The 12567-nt window shown below is 64.0% G+C and carries 13 protein-coding genes, 1 tRNA gene and 1 pseudogene; 6 read left to right on the top strand and 9 right to left on the bottom strand.

From position 1 onward, the window contains the following. Nucleotides 1–1524 (top strand): annotated as a pseudogene (locus tag AC27IO_RS14295) (translocation/assembly module TamB domain-containing protein); the annotation flags it as partial. Between the two features lie 9 nt (nt 1525–1533). Here the strand turns inward: AC27IO_RS14295 and AC27IO_RS14290 are convergent. Next, a complete protein-coding gene (locus AC27IO_RS14290; RefSeq protein ID WP_498739314.1) occupies nt 1534–2028 on the bottom strand; it encodes a guanylate cyclase in 495 nt (164 codons plus the stop codon). 175 nt (nt 2029–2203) lie between these two features. Between AC27IO_RS14290 and AC27IO_RS14285 the strand changes: the two genes are divergently transcribed. Further along, a tRNA-Arg gene (locus AC27IO_RS14285) sits at nt 2204–2278 on the top strand. A gap of 648 nt (nt 2279–2926) precedes the next feature. Here the strand turns inward: AC27IO_RS14285 and AC27IO_RS14280 are convergent. Both AC27IO_RS14280 and AC27IO_RS14275 read right to left on the bottom strand, forming a co-directional pair. Continuing rightward, a complete protein-coding gene (locus AC27IO_RS14280) occupies nt 2927–3808 on the bottom strand; it encodes a hypothetical protein (protein ID WP_498739313.1) in 882 nt (293 codons plus the stop codon). A gap of 491 nt (nt 3809–4299) precedes the next feature. Continuing rightward, on the bottom strand, nt 4300–4428 hold the full coding sequence (locus AC27IO_RS14275) for a tyrosine-type recombinase/integrase (protein ID WP_498739312.1): 129 nt from the start codon (nt 4426–4428) through the stop codon (nt 4300–4302). 713 nt (nt 4429–5141) lie between these two features. Here AC27IO_RS14275 and AC27IO_RS14270 point away from each other — a divergent pair. The 3 genes from AC27IO_RS14270 (at nt 5142) to AC27IO_RS14260 (ending at nt 6751) form a co-directional block, all read left to right on the top strand. Continuing rightward, complete coding sequence (locus AC27IO_RS14270) at nt 5142–5645, top strand: hypothetical protein (RefSeq protein ID WP_498739311.1); 504 nt, start codon at nt 5142–5144, stop codon at nt 5643–5645. Then, on the top strand, nt 5635–5826 hold the full coding sequence (locus tag AC27IO_RS14265; protein ID WP_498739310.1) for a hypothetical protein: 192 nt from the start codon (nt 5635–5637) through the stop codon (nt 5824–5826). The genes AC27IO_RS14270 and AC27IO_RS14265 overlap by 11 nt, the downstream gene beginning before the upstream one ends. Nucleotides 5827–5923: 97 nt before the next feature. Beyond that, a complete protein-coding gene (locus AC27IO_RS14260) occupies nt 5924–6751 on the top strand; it encodes a DUF4062 domain-containing protein (RefSeq protein ID WP_498739308.1) in 828 nt (275 codons plus the stop codon). 116 nt (nt 6752–6867) lie between these two features. Here the strand turns inward: AC27IO_RS14260 and AC27IO_RS14255 are convergent, their stop codons facing one another. From AC27IO_RS14255 to AC27IO_RS14230, 6 genes are all read right to left on the bottom strand, one after another. Continuing rightward, nucleotides 6868–7326, bottom strand: coding sequence for a hypothetical protein (locus tag AC27IO_RS14255; RefSeq protein WP_498739306.1), 459 nt, complete (start codon nt 7324–7326; stop codon nt 6868–6870). A gap of 84 nt (nt 7327–7410) precedes the next feature. Continuing rightward, entirely contained in the window at nt 7411–8139 is a 729-nt protein-coding gene (locus tag AC27IO_RS14250) for an IPTL-CTERM sorting domain-containing protein (protein WP_317356257.1), read from the bottom strand. Between the two features lie 362 nt (nt 8140–8501). Continuing rightward, nucleotides 8502–8762 (bottom strand): hypothetical protein, encoded by a 261-nt coding sequence (locus tag AC27IO_RS14245; RefSeq protein WP_272565077.1) that lies wholly within the window; start codon nt 8760–8762, stop codon nt 8502–8504. Between the two features lie 125 nt (nt 8763–8887). Next, nucleotides 8888–9391 (bottom strand): META domain-containing protein, encoded by a 504-nt coding sequence (locus tag AC27IO_RS14240; protein ID WP_498739304.1) that lies wholly within the window; start codon nt 9389–9391, stop codon nt 8888–8890. 1 nt (nt 9392) lies between these two features. After that, nucleotides 9393–10907: a lyase family protein gene (locus AC27IO_RS14235; RefSeq protein WP_498739302.1), complete on the bottom strand. Its 1515-nt coding sequence runs from the start codon at nt 10905–10907 to the stop codon at nt 9393–9395. A 218-nt stretch (nt 10908–11125) separates the two neighbouring features. Further along, nucleotides 11126–11608 (bottom strand): DUF2127 domain-containing protein, encoded by a 483-nt coding sequence (locus AC27IO_RS14230; protein WP_284426618.1) that lies wholly within the window; start codon nt 11606–11608, stop codon nt 11126–11128. A 245-nt stretch (nt 11609–11853) separates the two neighbouring features. On the opposite strand from AC27IO_RS14230, the gene AC27IO_RS14225 reads away from it, so the two are divergent. Continuing rightward, nucleotides 11854–12237 carry a DUF2946 family protein gene (locus tag AC27IO_RS14225; protein ID WP_284393284.1) on the top strand — a complete coding sequence of 128 codons (384 nt, stop codon included), beginning with the start codon at nt 11854–11856 and terminating at the stop codon, nt 12235–12237. Nucleotides 12238–12567 lie beyond the last annotated feature (330 nt).

The following is a 12567-nucleotide window of genomic DNA, read 5'->3' as shown; positions in this document are numbered from 1 at the left end:
AGCTGCAGGCCGAGGGCGACACCGTGCGTGCCCGCGTGCAGTGGGACAGCGAACGCGCCGGCCGCGCTGCAGGCCGAGGGCAGCACCCGCCTGGCCCGTGCCGGATGGCGGCTGGCAATGGCCTGCCGATGCACCGCTGGCCGCCACCGTGCGCGCCCAGTTGCCGGACGTGGGCGTGTGGTCCGCCCTGGCACCGCCGGGCTGGCGCGTGAAGGGCACGCTGGACGCCAATGTCGCCCTCGCCGGCAACCGCGCCGCGCCCCGATGGAGCGGCACGCTCGGCGCCGACCAGCTGTCGGTGCGATCGCTCATCGACGGCGTGGACCTGCAGGACGGGCGCCTGCGCGCCACGCTGAACGGCGACCGGCTCGACATCACCGAATTTCGCGTGAACGGCGGCCAGGGCAGCAACGCCCGCATCGCCGGCTTCAGCGGCAACCGCACCGCGGCCCCACGCGACGGCGGCACGCTCACCGGCAAAGGCAGCGTGTCGTGGACCACGGGCGGCAGCGGCGCCACCGGCTCCGGCATCGCCATGGACTTCGACGCCGAGGCGCGCGCCCTGCAGGTGCTGGTGCGCGCCGACCGCCAGGTCAGCGTGTCCGGCAATCTGCAGGCGCGGCTGCGCCAGGGCCAGTTCACGCTGCGCGGCAAGCTCACCACCGACCGCGCCACCATCATCCTGCCCGAGGCCGGCGCACCCAGCCTGGGCACCGACGTGGTCGTGCGCTCCGCCGCCAAGGACCGCGAAACCGTCAAGCAGGCCGAACGCGCGGGACAGGCCGCCGGCCGCGTGGAAGCCGCCAAGCCGCCGGACATCGCCGTCACCCTCAACCTGGGCGACGACTTCGCGCTGCAGGGCCACGGCATCACCACCCGCCTGGCGGGCGAACTGGAGATCCGCGGCGCCACCGTCGCCGGGGCGCCGCCGCGCGTCACCGGCGAGGTGCGCACCGTGGAAGGCCGCTACCGCGCCTGGGGCCAGTCGCTCGATGTGGAGACGGGCCTGGCACGCTTCAACGGCCCGTACGACAACCCCGCGCTGGACATCCTGGCCATCCGGCCGAACATCAGCGTGCGCGCCGGCGTGCAGGTCACCGGCTCGGCCAAGGCGCCGCGCGTGCGGCTCTATTCCGACCCCGATCTGCCCGACGCCGAAAAGCTCTCCTGGGTGGTGCTGGGCCGCAGCGGCGCCGCCGGCGCGCCGAGGCCGCGCTGCTGCAGCAGGCGGCGCTGGCGCTGCTCGGGGGCAACGGCAATGCCGGTGCCGGCAACTTCGCCAAGCGCGTGGGGCTCGACGAGATCGGGTTCAAGGGCCCCGGCTCGGGCGAGGATGCCTCGGCCGCCGCGCTCACCTTTGGCAAGCGCCTGTCCAAGGACCTGTACGTGACCTACGAGCGCAGCCTCTCGGGCGCCCTGGGCACGCTGTACATCTTCTACGACCTGACCAAGAGCCTCACGCTGCGCGGCCAGACCGGCGCGCAAAGCGCGGTGGACCTGATCTACACGGTGCGGTACGACTGACGGGGCCCATCAGCCCGCCGCGGCGCGGGCGAACTGGGGCGCGTTCTGCACCCGGCCATCCCCCTGCGGCAGATAGGGATAGAGCAGGCTCCCCGCGGCCTGCAACAATTCGAACTGGGCGGACGCCAGCCCCTGCTCCACCAGATCGAAATGGCACAGCGTGCCGTACAGGCCGCCGCGGTGATCGGTCACCGGCACGCCGTGATAGGCCACCACCACCCCGCGGAACGAGCTTGCCAGCAGCCGCTCGTCGTGCATCGAGTTGTCCACCAGCAGCGAGCCATCGCGCAGCACGAACTGGCAAAAGCTGTTGTCCAGCGCCACCACGGCCAGCGCCTCGGGCCGGATCTGGTGCTGCTTGTCGTAGAGAAAGACGTTGATGAGCTGTGACTCGATCACCTGGAAGATGCCGGTGTACCGATGCGGCACACCGCGGTTGAGGGCCTCCATGGCGGGAGAGAGTCCCTCCGCCAGGAGCAGGGCGTGGAACTGTGGAGGCGTCATCGGTGAAATCATTGCGGAGGCATTTTAGAGCGGCGCACCGCCCGGGGCGCGTTGCCGCTGCGGAAATGCGGCACTCCCATGGCCTCTGGCCCCGCGCCGGGGGCGATCTTCTTTTGCGGAGGTCTCAGCACAGCGGGGAAAAGCTGCCACGGCCACGCCTTTACAATCGCCCGTCCTCCTCGTAGTTCAATGGATAGAACGAGTGCCTCCTAAGCGCTAGATACAGGTTCGATTCCTGTCGAGGGGACCAATCACTAGTCCAGAAGCGTCCACACGCTTCCGGACTTTTTTATTTCCCCTTAGAAAACAGCATATTAGCTGTCCATTGCAGTCCAAGGCAATCCACAGTCATCTGAGCATCTTGGGGGCACATCTGGGGGCACCATTCTTCAGATTGGGGGCACATTACTGACACCTATGCCCCCAGGCGGGCGCCCCCAATAGTCGCGCATTCAGAAAAAATCACTTGCTCGCGCTGGGACGGTCGGTAAACCCCTCAAAGCCTACAAACCCCACCATTCGGCCTCGGTGCGCAGGCCAGAAAACCGGCCTTCGTCCGTTTTCACTTGCTCGCACTTCGACGGTCGGCAAACCCTCCAAAGCCTACAAACCCCACCAGTCCGGCCTGACTGCAGGTCTTCGAGTTGCCCTGCTGCCTTTTACAGGCTCGCGTTTCGTCGGAAAAAACCCTATAAAACCCACCAAACCCTACCAAGCCACCCGGCAGGATGTAACCGCAAGCCGCCCAACAGCAAGCAGCACCAGCGAGGGAACTTGGGAGGCCAGCCACCGTTGACATGGCCGCAATCGGCCAGAAGCGGCCCGGGGCGGCAGATGAAAGCGCACGCTCAGCGTAAGGGTGACCGGTACATGAGGCATCATGCGAGCGGCGCGGGCCTCAAGGCTTCCTTGGAACATCAACCGAGGACTTTCCTGCCGGACGCTGACCATCCAGGAATTCGCGCGTCCTGTCCCACTCGCGTTGCCGCGCGTCATTGAGCATCTTCACCAGCCGCATCGTCGTCTGATACCTAAGTTCATTAAACTGATCCGACGGTGTCGGATCAATTGCCGATTCGGCCATGCCCCGCTCGATCTGACCAATCAATGCATTTACGTCGTCGTGCGGGCGTGACAGCGTGTCCTTCCCTGCCTCAAGCGCGGCACGAACCTTCGCGTGGTACTCGTCTTTCACGGCTCGCGAAACCTTCCCCGCCGACTCAAGGTACCGGGAATCCCCGAATGCAAGGGTAGCGTTGACCGCAGCAAAGGGGGTCAGGAGAAATTTTGCGATGACCTCATAGGTCGGAGCTTTGACGATTTCGTAGGGGTTTGGGTGTTCTGCGATGTAGCGGCTCATTACCGATCCCGAGAAGCTGTCGTGATACGCCCGGGCTTCAGAGGCGGCAACGTCGCTGGCTAGCCGGGAGCGCGATTCCTCTAGATCTCTGTTCCTCGCCTCCTGAACCGACTGCCGCAGACGGAGGTCGGCGATTGCGCGCTCAGCATCAGATTTTTGGGCATTCAGCAACCGAACCTGTTTTTCCAGCGCAAAACGCTCGGCCTGCAGACGCTGCATCGTGGGACCACTCGCATCGATTTCCCTTTGCAGCCTTCCGAGTTCTATCTCCTTCGCAGCGATCTGCTCGCTCAGAAGCTCCTTCTGGTACACGGGCACAACCGTATAGAAGTAGCCGAAGACTGCCAGGACGAGCAGAAGCGGCTGGCTAAGGCTGGCGGCGCGCGCGAGCCAAACGTCTGCCCAGCAATTGCTTCCCACAGCAGCGGGAGGGGGTCTCTTCCGCAGCGTTTTCCTGTGAACGCGCATCGGTGCAGATGATGCCTAACGAAGCTGCGGGACAAGCCGGGTGATGCGAGATATTCTGGACAGGGTTCTCTCCTGAAAGTGTTTGCAGATTGGGATGGTGGCGGATACGCTGTTCAAAAGCTCAGGTATAAAACCGCCGACAAACCCGACAGGCGTCAACTCAGCAAACTATAGCTTGCCAGTGGGCAGGCACCGGGCACTGAGACAGCGCGGCTTGGACGGGAAGCCGGCGGATGGTGAGTCAACGGCAGCTTTGGGGTCGTTTCGTCCGCCGGCTGTAACGGGCCCTGAAATCGCCATCCAGAAAGAAGCTCTAGAGCCGTCACTCAATTAGACTCCAGGTGCAGCGCCAAAGCATCCAGCGGGCTGGAGGCTCCTCTGACTGCCACCTTCAGGATATGGGTGGAGAACATAGTCGTGCTCACATCCGATTGCCCCAGCAGCTAGTGCAGTGCACCGATGTCGGTGCCCGACTGCAACAAGTGCGTGACGAAGCTCTGGCGTAATGTGTGCACTGAAACTGGCTTGCAAATGCCCGCTTGGGCACCGGCTTTGTTTAAACGGCGTTGCACGCACCCGCTGGCTTAGGGCTGCGTGGCAACATCACCACCCGATCCTTGTAGCCCTTGGCTTGGCGCACCATGATCACTCCTCCGTCAAAGTCCTCGTCCTAGACCCGCAGGCGCAGGCCTTACATGAGCCGGCCAGTGCCACATAGCAAGCGAACTAGCAAAGCCATGTTGGCCGGCAACGCCGATGGCACTGCCGCCGCCTCGGCAATCGCCAAAACCAACGGAATGCATTTGTTGGTGCGCAAACGCTGCACGCCATCTAGCCATGGCAGACCCATGCCCAGTACCTCACGGCAAAGGAAAAAACTGTGCGCTCAACACTTGGTTGAGCATGGCAGCTGCTACCCGCCTCTCGTCGGCCAATATGGTTGGACAACCTTCGATTTCCTGCTATCCCATGTCTCGTGGATGCCGCAAGCAATGCCATTTCACAAACATTCGCACACACCGCGCACAGGCCCGTTCTGTAAGCAGGCTATAGTGTTTGTAACGATTTCGCACACGGACCTGATCCTGCAACCGTGTAGCGCGCAACACAGGAGAGCGGCGGGTTTTATGGCTAAATTTGAATCTGAATTTTCATGCAGCACACATGCCAAAAAGCCATGCCACAAACCCATATACGCGTTTTTCCCGCGCCAGTGTAGACCGCAGGTGCCACATTGGCCTGCGGCTTGGTGCGGTCTGCATTACCTTAGACCACTGAGCTAACCATGACTGCACTTCCCCCGATTCAGGTAACTCAGCCTGAAACATTCATTCTTGAATCGCTCAATGTCGATGACGAATCCAATCAACGCATGGATGGTCGCGTCTTGTACGAGGTATTGCGTCTGCAAGGGAAGAACCCGATCTACTATTACTTTCGAACGCAGGTTGAGCTGATCAAGTTTGCTGAGATATTTCGTGCTTCTGGCTACCGATATCTTCATCTTTCGTGCCACGGGGATGAGCAGGTGCTGCAGTTCACGTTTGGCCAGACAACGTATGCAGATTTCGGTGCGATATTTGAAAAGAAGCTCAACAATCGTCGGCTTTTCATCTCTGGTTGCAGCCTTGGCAATGAGGCCTTCGCTAAGGCCGTCTTCGAAAAAAAGTGGCGGCATGTACTCCGTGACGGCGCCAACTCGCAAAGTCTTCTTCTCTCAAACAAGTTCTTTTTGGCCAGCCTTCTACTACATGATGCACGCGTGGGATACCGAAGCGATGAAGCGTGAGCGCCTTTCCCAAGTGCTCGAACGTCTTACCGAAGTATTTGAGATGCCGATGGCGCACTTCTTCCGCAATACGGGAAAAAAGGGTGCGGTTGACTGCCGTCAGTTTGGCGGGGTTGCTGTCGCCGAGGCGCTTGTACCAGCAAAAGAAGCGCTGCCGGGTGAACCGTCAGCAGTGGTCTAACCACTTATTGCAGCGGGATCGCCTTCGGCTGCCGTCGAATTCAAACGCTAAGTCCCACAGAAGAAGTTCGATCCATCAGCAAACAGGAGGAGCCACATTGCCATACTCTGCAACCGTATTCCACGTCCTTATCGCGTCACCTTCAGATGTGCCAGCCGAGCGCGCCGCAATCGCGGAAGGTCTGCATGATTGGAATGCACTCAACTCACACGCGACGGGTTATGTACTTCTACCTGTCAAGTGGGAGTCCCACAGCGCGCCAGCGATGGGAGACCGCCCTCAAGCGATCATCAACGAACAGGTGGTTCGAAACTGCGACATGCTCATCGGTGCATTCTGGACAAGGCTAGGATCCCCAACAGGGGTCGAAGAAAGCGGAACGGTAGAAGAGATTCGATGGTTTTTGAAGCAAAACAAGCCAGTCATGTTGTACTACTCAAGACAGCAAGTGGATCTTGAAAACATCGACACGCAGCAACTCGAGAAGTTGAAAGAGTTCAAAAAGTCGATTCGAGACAAGGGTATCCAAGATCAATACGCTTCTATTGACGACCTCAAGCAAAAGCTCTCGCGTCATCTAACGATCGTTATGAGGGATATGACTGTTAATCCAGTTGTCGATGCTCGGATCGTCAGGGCCGCCAAGGAGTCAACCCGAGAAGAGCCGGAACGAGTGATAGAAAAGGTGGCACCTAAGCGAAAAGCTGCGTCGTCAATAGCAAAAATTTGGCTGGAAGACTACACAGAGAAATCTTTTGCGGTACGAGGAGATACGCGGGAATTCGCAGATGAGATTCGGGAGTTTGGGGGGAAGTGGATTTCCTTGAAGTCTGGTGGAAAGGGATGGATGTTCTCAAAGCGTAAGCTCGAGGAGGTAGCGCGGATCGTTGGAGTGCAACCGAAGCTTCGTCCCAGTGAGGCCTAATCCTTTATCGAGAGGACAAGCTCCATTGAGCCTCTCTTGCCCCAGACCCATTTCCCCATAAAAAAGCGCGAAGCGGCCTCCACCACTTCGCGCTTCTTCTCGCCTGACCCTACGCCCTACAGCACAGCCTCCCCACTGTGCCGCGTCATGTGAATCTGCGCAGGCGTCAGCACATCCTGCGCCGTCAGCGCCCCCAGATCGAACACTCCCAACGCCTCCACGTGCGGCCGCGTGCCGAACTCCGGCAGCCCTTGCGCCATCGCCTTGAGCCCATTGAGGATGAACGCCCATCGCGCCGCCACAGTGGCATCGTGGATCGCCTGCGTCGGTGCGGAACGTCCCAGCGAATCCTCGTGCACGCTGTGCGCGCAAGGCGCATGCGCCGCTAGTGCCATGGCCCTGGCCACCAGTTCCCCGGCCTCCTGCAGCGCCTTGTAGCCCTCGGCCTGCGTGTGTGCGACATAGGCCCGTTCATACGCTGCTGCATACATACGCGCCTGCGTACTGGCCTCGGCCGCAAGCGCCTGCAGTTCCTTGGCTCCCCTGGCCTGCGCCACTCGCATCACCTCGGCCATGGCCTGCGCATCATTCTTGCGATTGAGCGCTGCGTGAGATAGCCCCCGTGAGAGGCCTCCCGCAGGGCCAGACACGCGCTGCACTCAGGCAGATCGCCGCCGATGCCATGCCAGCAGCCCCAGCAATGCCGTCAGCATCGCCAAGCCGAAGTGCGACAGCGTGGGAATGGCGGCGGCACTCGCCGGCGCCGCGGCGATCACCGCCGGCCCGCCCGGATCGGAGATCGTGCCCACTGCCGGATCGGCGTCCCCCGGGCCGTTGTCCTCGATGTCGAAGGTCACCGTGTCCCCATTGATCTGGGCGCCCGGCCATTCGAACCACTCCGACTGCGCCGCGCCCGCCGTGCGCGGGCCGTACTTCATGAAGCGGCTGCCCGCTGCCAGCGCCTGCGGGTACTTCAACGTCACGGTGACCTTGCCCGCGCAGGTGGTGGCCACGAAGCGGAAGACGCCTTGGGGAAACTGCGCGCCCGCGGGACGGCTGGATGGCACCTCGAACACGGTCTGCGCGGTGTCGAACGTGCAACCGCTCACGCCGGTCAGCGACGCGGTGATCTGCCCACTGCCGGCGGGCGAAGCGCCGGTGAACGAGTCCTCGACGCTCGGCAGGCGCACCACCAGATGCAGGGTCGATTCCTTCTGGATGTTGTAGTCCGAGAGGGTTCGGCCGTCTTCCAGTTGCTTGCCCGCGAAGATCAGCCGCTGCTGCTCGGGCGCAATGCCTTCCTGGTCCTGGATCTTGGCCTTCACGTTCTCAATCGAGTCGCTGGGCTCCACGTCCAGAGCGATGGTCCTTCCGGAGACGGTTTTCACGAAGATCTGCATGGCCCACGCGCCCTGCGAGAGGGCGGCGAGCGCAATGAAGAGGGCCCATCGGGCAGCCCATCTCCGAATATCCAGAAAGGGGGGAACAGGCGGGGAGAACGCAAAAACCATGGATCAACTGGCAGCAGGTCGAAAAAGACCCGGGATCATGCGTTTCTGACGGGTTTCTTACAAGCGTTCCAGCCCTGGATCTGCGGAAAGTCGCGTTTTTTAAGGGGCTTGCGCCAGCCAGCCGTCGATCACCCGGGGCAGGCCGCCGCCAGTGAGCGGACGCAGCGCATGGCGGCGAGCCGGAGTTTCCAGGGGCGGTCGGTCCCAGGCATGCGGGGTCAGCGCCCGCAGACCGCGTCTCAGCGGCTGAGCATCGCGACGACCGCGACGATGCCGAGCACCACCACCGCCACCGCCCGCGCGGCCCAGCCGCCCAGGCTGGCGGCGGTCATCCCGGCAATGCCGGCTTTCACGGTACCGGCGTGGCGGCCTTCGTGGGTGCCGGATTCAAAGGCAGAGCGCCTGCTGATGGCCATCGCCTGGGGATGGCCGCAGCCGGGGCAAGCGGTCGCCTGATCGGAAATCTGCCGGTTGCATTCGGGGCATGGAACGAGTGCCATGGGTTTTCTTCTCCTGGTGCATGGATGGAACGATGGCCACAACCTGCCTGTGACAATCGCACCATAGCCCGGCCCTTGCCCTCGGCTGTTTCGAAATGCGTCGAAGCTGCGCGGCACCAACCGCGTCACGGCGAGCGTTGCAGCTCCCAACGGCTGCCATCGGCAAAAGACAGCCTGAGTCTCAAGGTGCCACCGGCTGCGGTGTACAGGCTGTATCGGCGAATTTGCGACAACTGCCGATGGGCCCAGGCCTCCATCTGCATCAGGGGCTGATCGTCGCACGCAGCCATCGTCTGGAAAACTGGCTCGGCACGAATGCCGCCATCCTCGGCCCACCACCGGTATCGGAATGTCGACCCGTTGCACACGCGCAGGCCGAAAAGCCCGGCACCTGGAAAGCTCAACCGCACCGATGGGCCGGAATTGCCCATGCCGGTCCTTGGCCAATCGTGCCGCTCTGTGCCATCAGGGCCGAAGATCGAAACCAGTCCCCATTCAGCGGTATCCAGCGTGCCGAGGTAGAAGTTTTCGCGCGCTGGCTCTGCCTCCCGCTGAGGGGGCTGCTGTGGCGAGGCCATCGCGCCACTCGCTATCAGAGCGAGCGCGGCACCAGCGATGAGCGCGAGCACCCTAGCGGGCCCCGCCCAACTTCTCGAAATCCGCATCCAGCCGCGCCAGCGACGCCGCGATCTGCGCGCGCCGGGCCTTGATCCAGCCGTCCTGCTCGGCCACGCGCTGGGATGCCTCGCGCAGCATGCGGTCCATTTCGGCGGGCTGCGGGCCGCCGGCGGTCTGGCGGTTCCTGACGATCGCCACGGGGTCGAGCGTGGAACGGAACTCGGCCTCGGACAGGGGCAGCACCTGCGCAAACTCCGTTCCCTTCACCGTCTCGGCGTAGATGCGTTGCGCCTGCGCATACGGAAATGCGAGGGGCCGGATGTCCTTGGCCTTGGCGTATTCCACGACCTCCGAGGCGAAATGGTGGCCGACGCGGAAGGGCAGCTTGTATTGGCGCATCAGCACGTCGGCCAGTTCCTGCGAGGCGGTCCAGTCGCTGTTGAGCTCCTCCAGCGCACGCTGGGGATCGATCACCAGGTTGTTGAGGATGCGCGTCCAGTTGTTCAGTACGCCGACCGCCGCCTGCACCATCGCGGCGTTGGTGCGGACCTCCTTGGGGTCGCTCATGCCGGGGGGGATGTTGTGCGCCTGCAATGCGGGGCCCATGCCCAGGTTGAGCGCGGTGGACGCGTCGCGGCGGGTGCTGTTGAGCAGGCCGGGATTGCGCTTTTGCGGCATGGCGCTGGAGACATACGTGTTGCCGCCGCCTTCCTGCAGCAGGATCCAGGGGCGCGGCTGGGCGTATTGGGTCATCACGTCTTCGATGAAGCTGCCGGCATGCAGGGCGATGGCCATGACGATGGCGCCGGCCTCCACGGGCTGGTCCACGGCGGAGATCTGCGCGGCGTCGTACGCGTTGTCCACCGTGGCGGAAAAGCCCAGGTAGTCCGCCATGCGCTGGCGGTTCAATGGCCAGCTGGTGCCGTTGAGCACCGTGGTGCCCATGGGTGAGCGGTCCATGCGGGCATAGGCTTCGCGGATGCGCTGGGCGTCGCGCTCCAGCCCGGCGGCGATGCCCAGCAGATAGTGGCCGTAGCTGTTGGGCTGGGCCGCCACGCCGTTGGTGTAGTTGGGCACCACGGTGGCCCGGTGCTTGCCGGCGAGTTCGATCAGGGTGGCGGTGGTCTGGCTGAGCGCCTCGGCCAGGTGGAGCATTTCATCGCGCAGGATGGCGGACCGCGCGGTGGCCAGCATGTCCTGGCTCGATCGGCCGGCGTGCAGCAGCGTGATCTGGGGTCCGGCGGCCTCGATCAGCAACGGCTCGAAGGTGATGACCAATGAGGGCCGCTTGCCACCCGGCTTGTCGCCGTTGGCCAGCACCTGGGTGATGCCTTTGTAGACGAGGGGTGACAGCGATGGGTCGAGCAGGCCTTCGTCGGTGTTGATGACGGCGGTGGCCTTGTTGATCTCGCCGAGCCAGAAGAAATCGTCGTGCTTTTTGGCGGGGGTCTGGGCGCCCGCGTGGGGCACGAGGGCCGCCAGGGAAAGGGCGGCGGCAATGGCGAGTCGGGTGGGTTTCATGGGCATGGCCTGTTGTCTCTGTAATGGGTTTGTTCCACCGGCGCAGGCGGCCGTGGCGATGATGGGCGCGCTGGGTCCGTGCTCAATACACGCCGTAGCGGTACGCAAAGTACAGGGCGGCGAGGGTGCCGACGACGGCGAGGACGGTCATTGCTTTGCGCATGGGAACTCCGCGGGGGAAAAGGCCATGGTAGCCGCCCCGGCGCCGCCACCCGCCATCGGCGTCAGCGGCCGTGCAGGCCCTGCGGCGCACTGCCCGGCCGCGCAGCGCGCCGCTGCAGCAGCGCCCGCACCATCACCCCCACCACCAGCGCGTTGACCACGAAAATGCCCGCGTGCAGCGCATTGCTGTGGTGCAGGAAGCCGATGAACTCGAACGGCAGGTAGATCGCCCCACTGCCCGCCGCCAGCACCTCGGCCCAAGGGCGTTCCTTGAACAGGCCGTACGCCTCCACCAGCCGCAGCGCGGCATACGCGGCAGCGCCCAGGGCCAGCAGCATGAGCCGGGAGTCCTGCACGTTGCGGGCCGCGTCCAGAAAAATCTGCGGGTATCTGGCCGCGGGATTGAGGTGCGCATGCTCGATGAGCCGCACCGCGATGGCGTAGATGTCGCGGTGCGCCAGCGACAGCAGCCCGGTGGCGGCGGCCAGGACGAGCAGGCCCTTGAAAGCTTCGAGGAACGCGACGAGACGGACGGCCTGGTTCATGGAAAACGCCTCCCACGCGAAAGGCGCGGATGGATGCATGGTGAATGGGTGACGAAAGGCGGACGGGCGCCAGGCCGATTGTCGGCCCTGCCGGCACGCGCGCCGCCGACCCCATCGCGCAGCCGGGGCCCCGGCCTACAATCCGCCGGCCCGCCCCGACGATCCGATGGCGCCGCTCCACGGATGCGGATCTGAGCCAAAAAGGCCTCCAGCGCAATCAACCTCCCGGCATAGTGCTATCAAAAATGAAGCAACCGACTTCCATCGCCCTGCTGCACGCCCTGCGTGCGCTGCGCCGTTGGGTGTTGATGGGCTTCATGGCGGCGATGGCGGTGGCCACGGCCTCGCCGCTGGTGCATGCGCGGGCGATGGAGTGGGTCTGCTCCACGTCCGGCATGGTCAAGGTCTATGTGCAGACCGACGACGGGCCGGTGGAGATGGGGCAGACGGCCATGGACTGCCCCCTGTGCATTCCCCACGGCGCACCGCCCCCGGTGGTGGCGGTGCAAACCCTGCCGCAGCCGCTGCCGCTCGGGCATGCCATGCAGGCCATTGCGGCGGCGCGCATCGCGGCCGCCACGGCCGCGCCATTGCCTGCGCGCGGGCCCCCGGTCTTTCAGCACGCCTGAGCCTCGCCGGCTCCCTGCGTTCGCCGCAGCGCGGCCATTCGCCCGTGGGCGGGTGACTGCCGCCCCGCGCGAACGCATTTCCCCTCCCCCTTTGCTGATCCGGCCTGCCGGGCGCACTGCCGTACCGCCGCCACTGCGCGGCGGGCGGCGCGCGCCGGGTGCGGGCGATCCGCGTGCTGATCGATGCCATGACCACGACTTCCCTTTTTTCCTCCGCCCTGCCCGTGCCACCGCCGCAGCCACAACCGCAGCCGCAGCCGATCCCGGCCCGGCCGCCGCGCAAGGCATGCTCGCCGCTGGCCCACGCGATGCTGGCGGCGCTGGGCCGGG

This window comes from Acidovorax sp. KNOB132 (assembly GCF_057541515.1).
Note: the sequence above shows the minus strand (reverse complement) of the source record. Positions and strands in the feature narration are given on the sequence as shown.

What these genes read in the sequence shown, in the direction of transcription:
- AC27IO_RS14265 (WP_498739310.1), top strand. Translation starts at nt 5,635, where the DNA reads ATGAAGCGTGAGCGCCTTTCCCAAGTGCTCGAACGTCTTACCGAAGTA.
- AC27IO_RS14245 (WP_272565077.1), bottom strand. Translation starts at nt 8,762, where the DNA reads ATGGCACTCGTTCCATGCCCCGAATGCAACCGGCAGATTTCCGATCAG.
- AC27IO_RS14230 (WP_284426618.1), bottom strand. Translation starts at nt 11,608, where the DNA reads ATGAACCAGGCCGTCCGTCTCGTCGCGTTCCTCGAAGCTTTCAAGGGC.
- AC27IO_RS14270 (WP_498739311.1), top strand. Translation starts at nt 5,142, where the DNA reads ATGACTGCACTTCCCCCGATTCAGGTAACTCAGCCTGAAACATTCATT.
- AC27IO_RS14225 (WP_284393284.1), top strand. Translation starts at nt 11,854, where the DNA reads ATGAAGCAACCGACTTCCATCGCCCTGCTGCACGCCCTGCGTGCGCTG.
- AC27IO_RS14290 (WP_498739314.1), bottom strand. Translation starts at nt 2,028, where the DNA reads ATGACGCCTCCACAGTTCCACGCCCTGCTCCTGGCGGAGGGACTCTCT.
- AC27IO_RS14235 (WP_498739302.1), bottom strand. Translation starts at nt 10,907, where the DNA reads ATGCCCATGAAACCCACCCGACTCGCCATTGCCGCCGCCCTTTCCCTG.
- AC27IO_RS14255 (WP_498739306.1), bottom strand. Translation starts at nt 7,326, where the DNA reads ATGGCCGAGGTGATGCGAGTGGCGCAGGCCAGGGGAGCCAAGGAACTG.